15 protein-coding genes and 1 other RNA gene are annotated in these 14,125 nt (G+C 65.0%); 3 read left to right on the top strand and 13 right to left on the bottom strand.

What is annotated here, in order from left to right:
• Positions 1-109 precede the first annotated feature (109 nt).
• The 5 genes from AC1VWL_RS17930 to AC1VWL_RS17910 form a co-directional block, all read right to left on the bottom strand.
• Positions 110-592 carry an EVE domain-containing protein gene (locus tag AC1VWL_RS17930; protein ID WP_482987581.1) on the bottom strand — a complete coding sequence of 161 codons (483 nt, stop codon included), beginning with the start codon at positions 590-592 and terminating at the stop codon, positions 110-112.
• On the bottom strand, positions 589-1,179 hold the full coding sequence (locus AC1VWL_RS17925; protein ID WP_482987580.1) for a 5-formyltetrahydrofolate cyclo-ligase: 591 nt from the start codon (positions 1,177-1,179) through the stop codon (positions 589-591). Before AC1VWL_RS17925 ends, AC1VWL_RS17930 begins: the two co-directional genes overlap by 4 nt.
• A gap of 208 nt (positions 1,180-1,387) precedes the next feature.
• Positions 1,388-1,572: non-coding RNA, 6S RNA (gene ssrS, locus AC1VWL_RS17920), on the bottom strand.
• Positions 1,573-1,657: 85 nt separating this feature from the next.
• A complete protein-coding gene (locus AC1VWL_RS17915; RefSeq protein ID WP_282273119.1) occupies positions 1,658-1,957 on the bottom strand; it encodes a cell division protein ZapA in 300 nt (99 codons plus the stop codon).
• Positions 1,954-2,175 (bottom strand): TIGR02449 family protein, encoded by a 222-nt coding sequence (locus AC1VWL_RS17910; RefSeq protein WP_282273125.1) that lies wholly within the window; start codon positions 2,173-2,175, stop codon positions 1,954-1,956. Before AC1VWL_RS17910 ends, AC1VWL_RS17915 begins: the two co-directional genes overlap by 4 nt.
• Before the next feature lie 125 nt (positions 2,176-2,300).
• Between AC1VWL_RS17910 and AC1VWL_RS17905 the strand changes: the two genes are divergently transcribed.
• On the top strand, positions 2,301-2,846 hold the full coding sequence (locus AC1VWL_RS17905) for a YecA/YgfB family protein (RefSeq protein WP_282273121.1): 546 nt from the start codon (positions 2,301-2,303) through the stop codon (positions 2,844-2,846).
• Positions 2,847-2,854: 8 nt separating this feature from the next.
• Positions 2,855-4,180, top strand: coding sequence for a Xaa-Pro aminopeptidase (pepP, locus tag AC1VWL_RS17900; protein ID WP_482987579.1), 1,326 nt, complete (start codon positions 2,855-2,857; stop codon positions 4,178-4,180).
• A 1,012-nt stretch (positions 4,181-5,192) separates the two neighbouring features.
• On the opposite strand, the gene pepQ is transcribed toward pepP, so the two are convergent.
• The 8 genes from pepQ to rph form a co-directional block, all read right to left on the bottom strand.
• Entirely contained in the window at positions 5,193-6,521 is a 1,329-nt protein-coding gene (pepQ, locus tag AC1VWL_RS17895; RefSeq protein ID WP_482987582.1) for a Xaa-Pro dipeptidase, read from the bottom strand.
• Positions 6,522-6,603: 82 nt separating this feature from the next.
• Positions 6,604-6,951 carry a PilZ domain-containing protein gene (locus tag AC1VWL_RS17890; RefSeq protein WP_482987578.1) on the bottom strand — a complete coding sequence of 116 codons (348 nt, stop codon included), beginning with the start codon at positions 6,949-6,951 and terminating at the stop codon, positions 6,604-6,606.
• On the bottom strand, positions 6,948-9,434 hold the full coding sequence (locus tag AC1VWL_RS17885) for a DUF1631 family protein (protein ID WP_482987577.1): 2,487 nt from the start codon (positions 9,432-9,434) through the stop codon (positions 6,948-6,950). The genes AC1VWL_RS17890 and AC1VWL_RS17885 overlap by 4 nt, the downstream gene beginning before the upstream one ends.
• A 106-nt stretch (positions 9,435-9,540) precedes the next feature.
• Positions 9,541-10,770: a radical SAM family heme chaperone HemW gene (hemW, locus tag AC1VWL_RS17880; RefSeq protein WP_482987576.1), complete on the bottom strand. Its 1,230-nt coding sequence runs from the start codon at positions 10,768-10,770 to the stop codon at positions 9,541-9,543.
• Between the two features lie 41 nt (positions 10,771-10,811).
• The gene (locus AC1VWL_RS17875; RefSeq protein WP_482987575.1) at positions 10,812-11,312 is read right to left on the bottom strand and encodes a hypothetical protein; all 501 of its coding nucleotides are present in this window, start codon (positions 11,310-11,312) and stop codon (positions 10,812-10,814) included.
• Between the two features lie 16 nt (positions 11,313-11,328).
• Positions 11,329-11,928: an RdgB/HAM1 family non-canonical purine NTP pyrophosphatase gene (gene rdgB, locus AC1VWL_RS17870; RefSeq protein ID WP_282271472.1), complete on the bottom strand. Its 600-nt coding sequence runs from the start codon at positions 11,926-11,928 to the stop codon at positions 11,329-11,331.
• On the bottom strand, positions 11,925-12,314 hold the full coding sequence (locus AC1VWL_RS17865) for a VOC family protein (RefSeq protein WP_482987574.1): 390 nt from the start codon (positions 12,312-12,314) through the stop codon (positions 11,925-11,927). The genes rdgB and AC1VWL_RS17865 overlap by 4 nt, the downstream gene beginning before the upstream one ends.
• On the bottom strand, positions 12,311-13,039 hold the full coding sequence (gene rph, locus AC1VWL_RS17860; RefSeq protein WP_296250270.1) for a ribonuclease PH: 729 nt from the start codon (positions 13,037-13,039) through the stop codon (positions 12,311-12,313). The genes AC1VWL_RS17865 and rph overlap by 4 nt, the downstream gene beginning before the upstream one ends.
• 110 nt (positions 13,040-13,149) lie before the next feature.
• Between rph and AC1VWL_RS17855 the strand changes: the two genes are divergently transcribed.
• A complete protein-coding gene (locus tag AC1VWL_RS17855; RefSeq protein ID WP_282271467.1) occupies positions 13,150-14,010 on the top strand; it encodes a YicC/YloC family endoribonuclease in 861 nt (286 codons plus the stop codon).
• The last annotated feature ends 115 nt before the right edge of the window (positions 14,011-14,125 follow it).

Genomic DNA, 14,125 nt, shown 5'->3' with positions numbered 1-14,125 from the left:
GGGGCCCGAGCGGTGCTTACTGCGTCTTCGACGGCGCGGCGGCAGCCGCGACGCCGGCCAACGCAACCGGTCGCGGCGGCGCGGCTTACGCCGCTCCCACAAGAGGGAATTATTTGGCTTTCTTTTCCAGCGACAGCAGCAGCTTCCACTGTGCAGCGGTAACCGGGAACACCGACAGGCGGTTGCCCTTGGCGGTCAGCGGGAAACCTTCGCCCAGTTCCTCGGCATGCAGCTTGATCTCGTCCAGCGCGATCACCTGCGCCAGCTTGCGCTCGAAACCCACGTCCACCAGCATCCAGCGCGGTTCTTCGCGGCTGCTCTTGGGGTCGAAGTAATCGGATTTTGGATCGAACTGGGTGTCGTCCGGGTAGGCTTCGCTGGCCACCGTGGCAATGCCGACGATGCCCGGCACCTTGGTATTGGAGTGGTAGAACAGGATGCCGTCGCCGACCTTCATGCCATCGCGCATGAAATTGCGTGCCTGGTAGTTGCGCACGCCATTCCACGGTTCCGTGCCCACGCGCTGCAGGTCGTCGATGGAAAAGGCGTCCGGTTCGGACTTCATCAGCCAATAGCGCTTGCGGGCGGTCATGCGTTCAACGGTTCCGGGTAGAGAGTGGCCTGCTCGGTACAGATGGCATCCACCGCCACATCCCAGTCCTCGACCGGCAATGACGGCAGCTGCTGGGCGGAGAAACCTACCCCCACCAGCCACGGCGGCGCGGCCTGGCGCTGCCGAAATGCGAAGCTGCGATCATACCAGCCGCCCCCCATGCCCAGCCGCCGGCCGCCGTCATCAAAGCCCACCAGCGGGGCGACGACCAAGGCCATTTCCTCCGGCCGCAGGGCCTGCGCGGGGTCTACATCCGGTTCGGGAATGCCATAACGGTTGCTGACCAGTACCTGCCCGGGCCGCCACGGGGCGAAGCGCAGCAGCTTGCCGTGCAGGACCGGCAGGCAATAGGTCTGCTGTGGCGGCAACTGCATCTGCCAGCGGTGCAGGGCGATCTCGCCGTCCATCGCCCAGTAACCGGCGACATGACCACTGATCCCGGCGAAAGGCAGGGACAGGAGGTTTGTGGCCAGGGCTTCGGCCGCGGCGATGCGCTCGGCGGCAGGGATGTCGCGGCGGCGCTGGCGCAGTTGTTGGCGGAGGAGTTGGCGGTGATCGGCAGTCATCGGGGAAAAATCTGCGGGCAGAGAGTTGAAGCCCCTCTCCCGTCGGGAGGGGGGGTGGGGAGAGGGTGCGGGTGAAGCGATGTGAGATCAACATGCATGAGGCTTCGCGCTCACCCTCATCCGCCCCTTCGGGGCACCTTCTCCCGGAGGGAGAAGGAAAAAAAGACAAAAAAAAGAACGGCGCCGTTAGGCGCCGTTCTGGAATATTGCATTCTCCGCGGTGACGATGCGTGCGAAACGACCTTGAACCCGGGGTTCAAGTGGGAACGCTGGGGGGCCATCGGGCTTCCCGCTACAAGGCGGACTTGCACACCCGGCTCCGTCGCGCCCCCGTGGTCGTAATTAAGGGACAAGGCGAATGTTTGCACACGCCGTCGTTCACAGCAGAGAACGCGTCGCCAGTATAACGAGGTTGCGCGGCTAGGTGCAGCCGTATTTCACGAATTGCGGATTCATCTGTCTGAGCTGGTCAGCTGGATCAACGCGCGTTGTCGATGGCCAGGTCCAGGCGCCGGTTCAACTCGTTCATCGCCGATTGAAAACGCTGCTGCTGGGCGAGCTGCTCATCACGCACCTGCTGCAACTCATGCGCAAGATTGAGTGCCGCCAACACCGCGATGCGGTCCACCGCCGCCATCCGGTTGCTGCCGCGGATCTCACGCATCTTGCCGTCGAGCACACGTGCGGCGGCGGTGAGGCTTTCGCGCTCGGTGGGTTCCACGCCAACGGTGTACTCGCGGTCCAGGATATGGACGCTGACCGGTTCGTTGTTGCTCACGTGTGCTGCTCCAGCGACTTGAGGCGGGTGATCATGGCTTCCACCCGGGAGCGGGCCTGTTCGTTCTTGGTCAGCAGCTGTGAACGCTCGCTGATCAGCTGTTCCTGCTGCTGGCGCAGGCTGCGGTTTTCATCGCTCAGCCGCTGGTTGCGCTCAAGCAGCAGCTCAAGGCGGGAGGCGAGGGCCAGCAGCTGGCCAGCGGGGTCGAAGGAGTCCATGGTTGGCACGATAGGCATGGCGATGAGGGCCGGTCAAGAAGGAGTATGCAGCGCGGTTGCTACACTGTGCGGCCGTCGTCACCTTGTCGGTGCCGGCGTTCCTCTCCGCTTTACAGACCTGTGACATGACCGACCTTCCCGCCGTCAACGACATCCTCCAGGCCAGCCAATCGCTGGGCCTGGCTGCTTCCCCGGCCGAACTCCATGGCGGACTGTGCGGCTGGTTGGCCGCCGGCGGTGCCGATGTGCCTGCGTGGCCGGCCAAGGTGCTGGCCGACGACAACCTGCCAGCGCCGGAACCCGGCAGCACCCTGGACCTGCTGCGACAGGCCACGGTCGCGCAGCTGGAAGACCGTGACTTCGCCTTCGAGCTGGTGCTGGTGGATGCTGCCGAACCGCTGCAGGCGCGTACCGACGCCTTGTTTGAATGGTGCCGTGCCTTCCTGGGCGGCTTCGGCCTGGCCTCCGGCAAGCGTCCGGCGCTGAGTGAAGAAGGCGAAGAAGCGCTGCAGGATCTGGCGCGGCTTGCCCAGGCCTCCAGTGATGAGTTCGACAGCGCTGACGAAGACGAGGACGCGCTGTCCGAGATCGAGGAGTTCGTGCGCGTTGCTGCCTTGCTGTTGCATGGCGACTGCGTGATGGGTTCGCGCCACCGGCAAAGCCTGAACTGAGGTACGCGATGAAGCGTCTGTCCGGGATCACCCCCGCCGAGTACGCCCGCCGCCGCCGGCAGTTGATGGAAGCGGCGGGTGATGACGCCATTCTGGTGCTGCCCGCGGCACCGGAGCGGGTGCGCAGCAACGATACGTTCTACCCATACCGGCAGGATTCGGACTTCTGGTACCTGAGTGGCTTCCAGGAGCCGGAGGCGGTGCTGGTGCTGATCCCGGGGCGCAAGCACGGTGAGGTGATCCTGTTCTGCCGTGAGCGCGACCCGGACCGCGAAGCCTGGGATGGCCCGCGCGAAGGCCAGGACGGTGCAGTCGCGCATTACGGCATGGATGACGCCTATCCAATCGAGGACCTGGACGAGATCCTGCCGGGCCTGCTGGAGGGCCGTTCGCGGGTGTACTACCACTTCGGCCGCGACGCCGACTTCGACCTGAAGTTGATTGGCTGGGTGAACCGGGTGCGTTCGCAGGTGCGCAATGGTGCGCAGCCGCCGCATGAATTCCTTGAACTTGGCCACCTGCTGCACGAGCAGCGCCTGTACAAGAGCGCCGATGAGATCGCCTTGATGCAGGAGGCGGCTGACATCAGTGTGCGTGCGCACCGCGCGGCGATGCGTGCAGCGCGGGCGGGTATCCATGAGTACGAGTTGCAGGCGGAGCTGGAACGAGAGTTCCGTGCGGCCGATGCGTGTTCTGCATACAACAGCATTGTCGGTGCCGGCGCCAACGCCTGTGTGCTGCATTACCGCGACAACAACAGCGGGAGTCGCGATGGCGATCTGGTGTTGATCGATGCGGGTGCGGAGTATCGCGGCTACGCCAGTGACATCACCCGTACTTTCCCGGTCAATGGCCGTTTCAGCGAGGAACAGCGCGCGCTGCATGACCTGGTGCTGGCGGCGCAGGCCGCGGCGCTGGAGCAGGCGCAGCCGGGCATTGCCTACGAGGAAGGGCATCTGGCGGCGGTTGAGGTATTGACCGAGGGTTTGTTGCGGCTGGGTCTGCTGAAGGGTGATCTGGAAGAGAACATCATCGAGCGTCACTACCAGCGTTTTTACCGGCACAAGACCGGCCATTGGCTGGGCATGGATGTGCATGATGTGGGTGATTACCGGGTAGCAGGCGAGTCGCGCCTGTTGGAGCCTGGCATGGTGTTCACCATCGAACCGGGCCTGTACATCTCGCCGGACGATCGCAGTGTGGAGGCGCGCTGGCGCGGGATTGGTATCCGCATCGAGGATGATGTGTTGATCACCGAGGACGGGCACCGTGTGCTGACCGGTGCGCTGGAGCGAAGTGCCGACGAGATCGAAGCCTTCATGGCCAAACGCTGAGGCGCACTGCACGAGGCTGTAGCAGTTGCCTTCGCTCCAGCACTTGCTTTGGAACTTGCCCTCCCTTACGCAAAGCGTAGGGGAGGGCATGGGAGGGGTGCAGTTGCTGTTGCCGTCGCTTCTGCAGCTGCAGCTGCAGTTGCTCCAAAGCTCTTGATCCACCGGACCCCTTCCGCAGCGACGCAGCCGACGGACAAGACCCCGAATGGGGCGACGTGCAGGACGCACGTCGTTTTTCGACGATACATGGATGTATCGTCGAAAAATCCCGGCGGCGGAGTGGACCTGCGGCGCGAAGCGGCGTGGGCGGGGAGGCAGAGTGTGCTTGACCAGCCATTCGGCTGTTGAAAAGCGCTTCTTTTGGTTACTTCTTCTTTGCACAAGCAAAAAAAAGTGACTCGCTCCCCGAAGGGGAGTGAAAGCCTTTGCCTTTGCTCTCGCTCCAACGGCAACGGCAATCAAGATCAAGAGCTTTCGCCCGCCTTCGGCGCGCGAGCACACCTTTCTTTGCTTGTGCAAAGAAAGGTGGCCCAAAGAAAGCACACCCTGCCTACGCGCCTTCCGCGCTGCGCGTTCCAGGTCCACTCCGCTGGCAGGATTTTTCGACGATACATCCATGTATCGTCGAAAAACGACGTGCGTCCTGCACGTCGCCCCGTGCGGGGTCTTGTCTGCCAGCTCCGTCGCTGCGGAAGGGGCCCGTACGTCAAAGGCGCAGAGCAACAGCAACAGCGACAGCAAGTGCAACAGCAAGTGCAAGTGCAAGTGCAAGTGCAAAGCAACGGCACCCCTCCCTGACCCTCCCCTACGCTGCGCGTAAGGGAGGGGAAACAGCAACAGCAACAGCAACAGCAGCCAAAGCCAAAGCCAAAGCTTGATTGGCTGTGCTTCTTTTGAGGGGAGGGACGAAGGTTCTCGCGAAAGCGGATGCTGGTACATCCGCCGTATCGCTCATCCCGGGCGCATTGCACGCCCGGGGGTCAATAACAGGGCGACGGATGTCGCCCTTGCATCACGCCTGTGCGGCGAATTCCGGACGGGTCAGGTTGTCTGCTTCGCCGTCGGTGCACAGCACTTCGTCTTCGATGCGGACGCCACCGTAAGGACGGAAGAAGTCCACGCGGTCCCAGTTGATGCTGGCGGCGTTGCCGGCCTTCTTCACTTCGTCCAGCAACATGTCGATGAAGTACAGGCCCGGCTCGATGGTGACCACCATGCCCGGCTCCAGTACGCGGGTCATGCGCAGGTAGGGATGGCCGGCCGGGCGCTCGACGCGGCCGCCATCTTCGCTGGCGGCAAAGCCGGCCACGTCGTGGACCTGCGCGCCGATCAGATGGCCGATGCCGTGCGGGAAGAATGCAGCGCTCACGCCGGTTGCCAAGGCAGCTTCGGGCGAAACCGTGATCACGCCGAAATCCTTGAGGATGCCCATCAGCGACAGGTGCGCATCGATGTGCAGCTGCTTGTAATCAAAGCCAGCACGTACCGCTGCACACATCTTCAGCTGCGCTGCGTCCACCGCATCGATGAAGGACTGGAATTCGTCGTGGCCGGTTGCTGCATAGGTGCGGGTGATGTCGCTGGCATAACCGTAGGCCGAGGCGCCGGCGTCGATCAGGAAGCTGCGCAGCGGCTGCGGTGCCTGCTTGCCCAGGTCGGTGTAATGCAGCACGGCGGCATGTTCGTTGAGGCCGATGATGTTGCCATAGGGCAGTTCGTTGGCATCCTGGCCGACGGCGCTGCAATAAGCCATATGGATCTCGAATTCGCTGGCACCGGCACGGAATGCGGCCTCGGCGGCGCGGTGGCCGCGTACGCCCAGTACCTGGGCCTGGCGCATCAGCGCGATTTCATACGGCGTCTTGTAGCCGCGATGCCATTCCAGGTAATTGATCACCGCTGCCGGGTTGTTCGGGGCAAAGCCGCCCAGTGCGCTCTGCGCCTCGCCGAGGATGGCGCAGCGGCTCGGGTCGGCTGGCAGCAGGGCCAGGGCCTCTTCGGGCTTGCGGATGATATGGATGTCGAAATGCTCCACCCACCAGCCGCTCGGCGCGCCCGGGACCACGTGCCAGTAATCGAAGGGCTGGTAGAACACCAGGGTCGGGCGCTTGCCCGGGGTGTGGATCAGCCAGCTGTACGGCAGCTTGGTCAGCGGCAGCCAGGTCTTGAACTGAGGATTGACCGCGTACGGGTAGTCGCGGTCGTCGAACACCTGGTAGTGCTGGGTGCCGCTGGGAACCACCAGGTGATCGAAACCACCGCGTGCAAGCGCCGCGTCGGCGCGGCGGATCATCTGCCCAAGGTGGTGGGCGTACAGGCTGCCTGGATCTTGCTGGTTCATCGCGGTGGCTCGCTGGGACATGCGGAATGCAGGCCCCAATTTTGCCGCAATCAGCCGGCCGCTGCTGTGCCGTTTTCGGCACTCAGGTTGCGGGGATGCTGCCTTCGATCCACTGCGCAAGACGCTCGCGGTGGACCTTGTCCAAGGTCAGGAAGCGGAACCCTGCCCATGACTGCTCGGGCGCGTGTGTCGGCTCACACCACAGAAGGTGCACGCCTGCATCGATCTGCAGATGGCCGCCACGGCCGTCCGGGATGGGGAACTGCAGCTGGTACAGCGCGTCCTCCTGCATCGGCACGGAGGTGATCAGCAACATGCCGGTTTCGGATATGTTGCCGAGCCGGCCGATCTGGGTGCCGGTCATCTGGTCGCGCACCTGCACCAGATCGGGTACCTGCAGGCGCGGTGCACGGCGGGTATTGGTGATCATGCGGATTCCCCGCTGTTGGAGGCCTGGCCGGCGATGGAGCGCAGCGCGCGTACGGTGGCCTGCCAGGCGCGGTCGATCAGGCGGCCCTTGTCTTCGGTGACGATGCGCAGCTGGCCCTTGGCCATCAGCCGGGACATCGCGTCGAGTGATTGCTCCGACACCTTCTGGCCGCGTTGGTTGACGAACAAGGCATTGCCGGTGATCAGGCTGTACCAGGACAGGCGCTGGCGCCGGTTGTCGCCCTGCTGGTTGACGGTGAATTCGAACCAGGTACCGAATGGCAGGGTGCGCAGCTGGCGGTAATGCGCTTCTTCCTCTTCGGTACGGGCCGGCTCGACTTTCTTGCGCCGCTCTTCTTCTTCCGGCTCGCCGGCCTCGCCCAGGCGGCTGCGCGCCTTGAGCTTGGCGGTCAGTTCGGTGCGTGAGGTGATCTCATCCTCGCCGCCGGGTGTGGACAGCCGGCGCGAGATGGCGGCGGCCTCATCCTGGTGGTAGCCCACCTGCAGCAGCGATTGCTCGATCTCCTCGCCGAAGTTGACATCGGCTGCGCCGCCAGGCGGCAAGCCGGTAATCTCGCTGATGCGGCGGGTGGCCTGCTCGCGTTGCTGCCACTCCTCCGAACCTTCACCGTTGCGCAGCAGGGTGAGGGTAAGGACATCGGCCCACGCCTTGCGCAGCAGGGTCTGCACGAACTTGGGCGGTTCGGTGGTCTGGCACAGCTCGTCGATGGTGCTGTTGGCCAGTTGTTTGGCAGCCTCCAGGCGTTCCTTGCCGCGTGCGGCATCGATCTGGCGGCGCTCGGCCATTTCCGCGCGGCGGGCCGCCGCGCGCAGATGTCCCTGGATGATGTCGTTGGCTTCGACGAAGACGGACTCGTCGCCGTGGTAGTCGTTGACGACCTTGTTGACCGCGTCCTTGAGCTTCAGCTGCAGGACCGGATCGCTGTCTTCATCACTGAGCCAGACCGCGCCGGATTCGGCGACGGCATTGAGCAGCTCGCGGGCCGGGTGTTGGTCGCGCAGGAAGAACTCCTGGTCGCTGATCGCGGCGCGGGCAAGTGGTACCTGCAGGCGGCGCAGCAGGTCGGCGGCAGGGCCTTCGCTGCGCACTTCGCGCTGCAGCTCGGTGTAGAGCATGCCCAGCAGGTCCATGGTATCGCCGTCCTGCACCGACAGCGTCGCGGCAGGGCCGTGCTCGGCCTTGACCTGCGCCATCATCGCGTTGCGGATGTCGGCCATGCTGTGGCGGCTACCGGAGGACGATGCGGCCGCCTGCAGTTTGCCCAGCACATCCAGCGCGGTCTGGGTGGAGACAGGCTGGGCTGGCACGCCCGCGTTGTTGATGCTGGCAGGGCCGGCGGGAGCAGTGCTTCCGGCACCCGCTGCTGAACCTGTAGTACCGCGCTGCGCCTGCGCCTGCAGGGCGGCAAAGTCGGGCATGCCACCCGTGGCTGTCGTTGCGGCTGCGCCACCACCGGCACCGACAGTGCCACCGGCAGCACCAGCACCAGCACCAGCGGCGCCAGCGCCAGCGCCAAGCGTAAGTGCGTGGCGGGCGGCATCAAGCAGGTTGTGCAGGCTTTCCATCGGCGGCATGGCGGCGCCGCTGGCGGGCACCTGCACCGGTGCGGCGCTGGCCTGGGCCGGTGCTCCTGCGGGGCTGCCCAGCAGCTCATTGGAAATACTGGCCCACGATGCCGCCGGCGCCTGGCCTTGCCAGCTGGTCAGCGGGGTTGGGCCGGCATTGCGCGGCCCGCTGCCGCCAGCATCGGCATGACCGCCCCCGGCGCCAGCGCCACGTGGGGCGGAGGGGCGGGGGAGATGCGGACGGTAAACCAGCCCTGGAAGCACGCCTTCGCGCTCCAGCAGGATGTTCAGGCGATCGACCAGTTCAGCATGGCGCGGCATGACCATGCGCTCGAATACCTGGAACAGCACCAGCTGGGTATCGAGGTTGAGCTGCATCTGCTCGCCGGCGTCGCGCACTGCCCGGCACTGGGCGTAGGGACCGACCGGCAGGCGCTCGGGATCAAATGCCGGTTGTGCGGCCAGCACCGCAAAGCGCTGCCCCAGCAACAGCAAGGGGCTGGGAGCGCGGAATGCTTCGCGTCGTGCCATTTCGTGCAGCACGATATCGCGGTCGATGTCGGTGTCTTCGACCAGCGTCATCGACTTGAACGTGGCCGCGTGCGCTTCCTGGTCGGGCTTGGGCGGGTCCTTGAAGCTCGCCACTTGCATGGCCAGCGCATCAAGGAAAAGCTCGGGGAATTGTTCCATGTGCTCGCGCAGCACCCGCAGCTGCGCATAGATGTCGGACTGGATCTGGCTGTTGTGGGCCAACTCCGCGCGTTTGAACATCGCGCGTTCCAGCTCGATGGCGGTCAGTTGCAACGGCGTGCGCAGGACTTCATCGGTGGCCTGGAAGATGCTTTCCAACAAGTGACGCACGCGGGCAGATACCGGCGCACTGGCGATCCTTGCCATGGATTGGCTTGCTGAGCGTGGTGCGGTGCCTGGCATCCTGTTTTCCTTCCCCCTGAATGGGCGTTTTCTATCATTTATGTGATGTAACGGCCACTTTTCGCGGGTCTTACGCCAGGAACAACTCCACCACATCGTTGGTGAAGCGGCGGCCAAGCTCGGTCGGGGTCCAGTAATCCCCGTCATGGGTGAGCCAGCCACGCTCCACCGCCATTGCCAGGGAGGGTAGAAGCACGCTTCGTGCCAAACCCGTGCGCGACTCGAAATCGCGCAGGCTGAAGCCCTCGTGCAGGCGCAGCAGGTTGAGCATGTACTCGAACGGTAGCCGCTCGGGACTGATCACGTCATCGCCGCCGATGCTGGCCAGGCTGCCGGCGGTGTCCATGAAGGTCTGCGGGTGCTTGTGCTTCCAGCGGCGCAGCACGTGCTGCTCGGCGCCGGAGCTGATCTTGCCGTGGGCGCCGGCGCCGATGCCCAGGTAGTCGCCAAAGCGCCAGTAGTTGAGGTTGTGCTGGCACTGCCAGCCATCGCGGGCATAGGCACTGACCTCGTACTGGCCATAGCCGCGCTCGGCCAGCAGGGCCTGGCAGTGCTCCTGGATGTCCCAGGCGCTGTCTTCGTCGGGGATACCCTGCGGCGGGCGGGCGAAGAACACCGTATTCGGCTCCAGCGTCAGCTGGTAGTGCGAGATATGGGTGGGATCGAGGGCGAAGGCGCGTTCAAGATCGTGCTCTGCCTGGGCCAGGGTCTGCTGCGGCAGCGCGTACATCAGGTCGATGTTGAAGTTCTTGTAGCCGGCATCCTGCGCCAGCTTGACCGCGCGCTCGGCCTCGTTGCTGTCGTGGATGCGACCCAGGCGCTTGAGCGCTTCGTCGTTGAAGGTCTGGATGCCGAAGCTGATGCGGTTCACGCCGGCGGCGCGGTAGCGGTCGAAGCGGCCGTGCTCGGCCGTGCCCGGATTGGTTTCCAGCGTCACTTCCAGGTTCGGCGCGAAACGCAGCCGTGCGCTGGCCGCCTGCAGGAAACGGTCGATCGCTTCCGGTGGGAACAGGCTGGGCGTGCCACCGCCGAAGAACACGCTGCTGACCACCCGGCCCCAGACCAGCGGCAGGTCCTGGTCCAGGTCGCGGATCAGGGCATCGATATAGGCATCGAACGGCAACTCGCCCTTGCCGGCATGCGAGTTGAAATCGCAGTACGGGCATTTGCGCACGCACCACGGCAGGTGCACGTACAGCGCCAGTGGCGGCGGCACCAGCTGCACGCCGGCAGCGTGACCGTGATCGATCGCGCAGGATTCGCCGGGAAGGTGGTTGCAGTGGTCGTGGGAGTGCGGCATGGACGGCTGTTGGAAAGAGTGGGAGTACAGGGCTGCGGGCGCTATTGCCCGGCCAGCAGGATTGGATCGACCAGCGAACGTGGTTGTGCACGTAGCACGGCTGCGCTGACATCGCGGAACATCGGTGACGGCCCTTGGTAACTGCCGACCTCGTTGTCCATGAGACGGTGGCGCGCCGGTCGGCTGCCATTGCGCATGTGCAGATACAGGCCGGAAACCATGGCTTTGCGCTTGTCGGCGAAGTTGTCGTAGCGGACCTCAAGCACGTCCACCAGGTCCACCTTGCGCCAGCGGTGTGCGGTGGCGATGTTGTGGTAGCGGAGCTGGCCAGCCCGCTCATCCAGCACCACGCGTTGCCACAGGATGGGAGCAGCGATCAGTGAAATGACCAGCGCGCAGCCAAGCGCCCAAAGCGGCAGTGCTAGCCAGGATTGCTCCCCGTCATACGCCAGTATGGCGCCCACTATCGCGCCGCTTACAGCGCCCAGAATGGCGACAAGCTGCACAAGCCCCATCCGGGTCCGATAGCGGCGTGGCGTCATTCCCTGATCTCCGTGGTCAATCGAAACTAAGTTGCGACATGCGCTGCAACAACAGCTGCAGCGCCTTGGCGCGGTGGCTGCGGCCGTTCTTCTGCGCTGGTTCCATCTGCGCGGCGGTCAGGCCGAGTTCTTCATCCAGGAACACCGGGTTGTAGCCGAAGCCATTGCTGCCGCGCAGTTCGTCGATGATGCGACCTTCCCAGCTGCCTTCGCAGATCAGCGGTTGCGGGTCGTTGGCATGGCGCAGCAGCACGATCACCGCGTAGAAGCGCGCCGTGCGGCGTTCGGCCGGGACATCGCGCAGCGCATCAAGCAGCTTGGCGTTGTTGGCGGCATCATCGGTGGGGCTGCCGGCATAGCGCGCGCTGTACAGGCCGGGCGCGCCGTCCAGTGCATCGACAATCAGGCCGGAGTCGTCGGCCAGCGCTGGCAGGCCGGTCACTGTGCAGGCATGGCGGGCCTTGATCAACGCGTTCTCGACGAAGGTCAGGCCGGTTTCCGGCACATCGTCCACGCCCAGTTCGCGCTGCGGCACGATCTGCAGCGGCAGCTCGGCCAGCATGGCCTGCAGTTCTTTCAGCTTGCCGGCGTTGCCGCTGGCCAGTACCAGTTTCATTGCTTGGGCTCCAACAAGTCCCAGGTGTTGCCGTACAGGTCGCGGAACACCGCGACCGTGGCATAGGGTTCATCGCGCGGGGCTTCGAGGAATTCCACACCCTGCGCGAGCATTGCCGCGTGGTCGCGATGGAAGTCATCGGTGTGCAGGAAGAAGCCAACGCGGCCACCGGTCTGGTTGCCGATGCGGCTGCGCTGCTCCTCGTCGCTGGCACGCGCCAACAGCAGCGCAGCGGCGCTGCCATCGGTCGGGCCGACCACCACCCAGCGCTTGCGGCCCTGGTCCAGGTCCGCCAGCAGCTGGAAGCCGAGCTTGCCGGTGTACCAGGCGATGGCTTCGTCGTAATCGGCGACGACGAGGGTGACCAGTGCGAGGCGCCGGTTCATGCCGACGCCAATGCCGCCTGCTGGGCGTCGAACAGCTCGCGGATGCCCTTTTCGGCCAGCACCAGCAGCGCGTCCAGTTCCTCGCGGCGGAAGGCATGGCCTTCGGCCGTGCCCTGCAGCTCGATGAAGCCACCGCCGTCATTCATGACGATGTTCATGTCGGTATCGCAGTCGCTGTCTTCCGGGTAATCCAGGTCCAGCACCGGCTGGCCCTTGTAAACGCCAACCGACACGGCAGCGACCGCGCCGAACAACGGGTTGCGCTTGATCTCGCCGCGCTTCATCAGCAGGTTCACCGCGTCCACCAGGGCGACGTATGCGCCGGTGATGGCGGCAGTGCGGGTACCACCGTCGGCCTGCAGCACGTCGCAGTCCAGGGTGATGGTGCGTTCGCCCAATGCGTTGCGGTCGATGCAGGCACGCAGGGTGCGGCCGATCAGGCGCTGGATTTCCAGGGTGCGGCCGCCCTGCTTGCCGCGCGCGGCTTCACGGTCGGAGCGGGTGTGGGTGGAGCGCGGCAGCATGCCGTATTCGGCGGTGACCCAGCCTTCGCCCTTGCCACGCAGGAAGCCGGGTACCCGGTTCTCGACGCTGGCGGTGCACAGCACGCGGGTGTCGCCAAAGCTCACCAGCACCGAGCCTTCGGCATGGCGGGTGAAGGAACGCTCGATGGTGACGGTGCGCATCTGATCGGCCTGGCGGCCGCTGGGACGGGAGAAGGTCATGGGGAATCCGGTTAGTACGAGTTGATCTGGCGGACGTCTGGGTGGTGGATGCACCAGCGTCCAGAGGTGGCTAGGGTACCATTCGCCCTTTGAAACACATCGGAAAGCACATGATTCGGAGCATGACCGCCTATGCCGGCGGCGAACGCATCACCGCGTGGGGCACCTTGGGCTGCGAACTGCGCTCGGTGAACCACCGGTTCCTGGAAGTGGGCGTGCGTCTGCCCGAGGACCTGCGTGCGCTGGAGCCGCAGCTGCGCGAGCGCGTTGCCGCCCGGGTCAGCCGCGGCAAGCTCGACCTGGTGATGCGCCTGCGTGCACCGGAAGCCGCCACCTCGCTGGCCGTCAACGAGGTGCTGGTGGATCAGCTGTCTGAATTGGCGCAGCGCCTGCACAGCCGCTTCCCCGGGATGCAGGTGGGCTTCACCGACCTGCTGCAATACCCCGGCGTGCTGCGCGCCGAGGCGACCGACAGTGCCGCCCTGCACGCCGAAGCATTGGCCTTGCTGGAAGAGACCGTCACCAGCTTCGTGCAGGCGCGCGAGCGCGAAGGCGACAAGCTGGCCACGGCGATCAGCGAGCGCGTCGATTCGGTCGAACGCATTGCCGGTGAAGTCCGCGAGCTGATCCCGGCCATCCGCGAGGGGCAGCGGGTCAAGCTGGCCGCACGCCTGGCCGACCTGCCGCACCCGGTTGATCCGGGCCGGGCGGAGCAGGAGCTGGTGATGTGGCTGCAGAAGCTCGACGTGGATGAGGAACTGGACCGTCTGGACAGCCATATCGCGGAAATCCGCCGCGTGCTGCGCCAGCGCGAGCCGGTCGGCCGCCGCCTGGACTTCCTGCTGCAGGAGTTCAATCGCGAAGCCAACACCCTGGGCTCCAAGTCGGTGGACGCACGCACCTCCAATGCCGCCGTCGAGCTGAAAGTGCTGATCGACCAGATCCGCGAGCAGGTCCAGAACATCGAGTAAAGGGTAGTGCCGAGCCATGCTCGGCAGGAGCCAAGGTAGTGGCGCGGACCGCGGGGCCCAGGTCCAGGGCCTGTATTACATCACCACGACGCAGGGCCCACAGAGATGCGGGGCA

The sequence above is a fragment of the Stenotrophomonas sp. STEN063 genome, from assembly GCF_056854515.1.
The sequence above is the reverse complement of the archived record's forward strand: the minus strand, read 5'-3'. Positions and strand labels throughout refer to the sequence as shown.

Excerpts from the sequence above, each read along its gene's own strand:
- AC1VWL_RS17930 (WP_482987581.1), bottom strand. The coding sequence starts at position 592 with ATGACCGCCCGCAAGCGCTATTGGCTGATGAAGTCCGAACCGGACGCC.
- AC1VWL_RS17925 (WP_482987580.1), bottom strand. The coding sequence starts at position 1,179 with ATGACTGCCGATCACCGCCAACTCCTCCGCCAACAACTGCGCCAGCGC.
- AC1VWL_RS17910 (WP_282273125.1), bottom strand. The coding sequence starts at position 2,175 with ATGGACTCCTTCGACCCCGCTGGCCAGCTGCTGGCCCTCGCCTCCCGC.
- AC1VWL_RS17905 (WP_282273121.1), top strand. The coding sequence starts at position 2,301 with ATGACCGACCTTCCCGCCGTCAACGACATCCTCCAGGCCAGCCAATCG.
- pepP (WP_482987579.1), top strand. The coding sequence starts at position 2,855 with ATGAAGCGTCTGTCCGGGATCACCCCCGCCGAGTACGCCCGCCGCCGC.
- pepQ (WP_482987582.1), bottom strand. The coding sequence starts at position 6,521 with ATGAACCAGCAAGATCCAGGCAGCCTGTACGCCCACCACCTTGGGCAG.
- AC1VWL_RS17890 (WP_482987578.1), bottom strand. The coding sequence starts at position 6,951 with ATGATCACCAATACCCGCCGTGCACCGCGCCTGCAGGTACCCGATCTG.
- AC1VWL_RS17885 (WP_482987577.1), bottom strand. The coding sequence starts at position 9,434 with ATGGCAAGGATCGCCAGTGCGCCGGTATCTGCCCGCGTGCGTCACTTG.
- hemW (WP_482987576.1), bottom strand. The coding sequence starts at position 10,770 with ATGCCGCACTCCCACGACCACTGCAACCACCTTCCCGGCGAATCCTGC.
- AC1VWL_RS17875 (WP_482987575.1), bottom strand. The coding sequence starts at position 11,312 with ATGACGCCACGCCGCTATCGGACCCGGATGGGGCTTGTGCAGCTTGTC.
- rdgB (WP_282271472.1), bottom strand. The coding sequence starts at position 11,928 with ATGAAACTGGTACTGGCCAGCGGCAACGCCGGCAAGCTGAAAGAACTG.
- AC1VWL_RS17865 (WP_482987574.1), bottom strand. The coding sequence starts at position 12,314 with ATGAACCGGCGCCTCGCACTGGTCACCCTCGTCGTCGCCGATTACGAC.
- rph (WP_296250270.1), bottom strand. The coding sequence starts at position 13,039 with ATGACCTTCTCCCGTCCCAGCGGCCGCCAGGCCGATCAGATGCGCACC.
- AC1VWL_RS17855 (WP_282271467.1), top strand. The coding sequence starts at position 13,150 with ATGATTCGGAGCATGACCGCCTATGCCGGCGGCGAACGCATCACCGCG.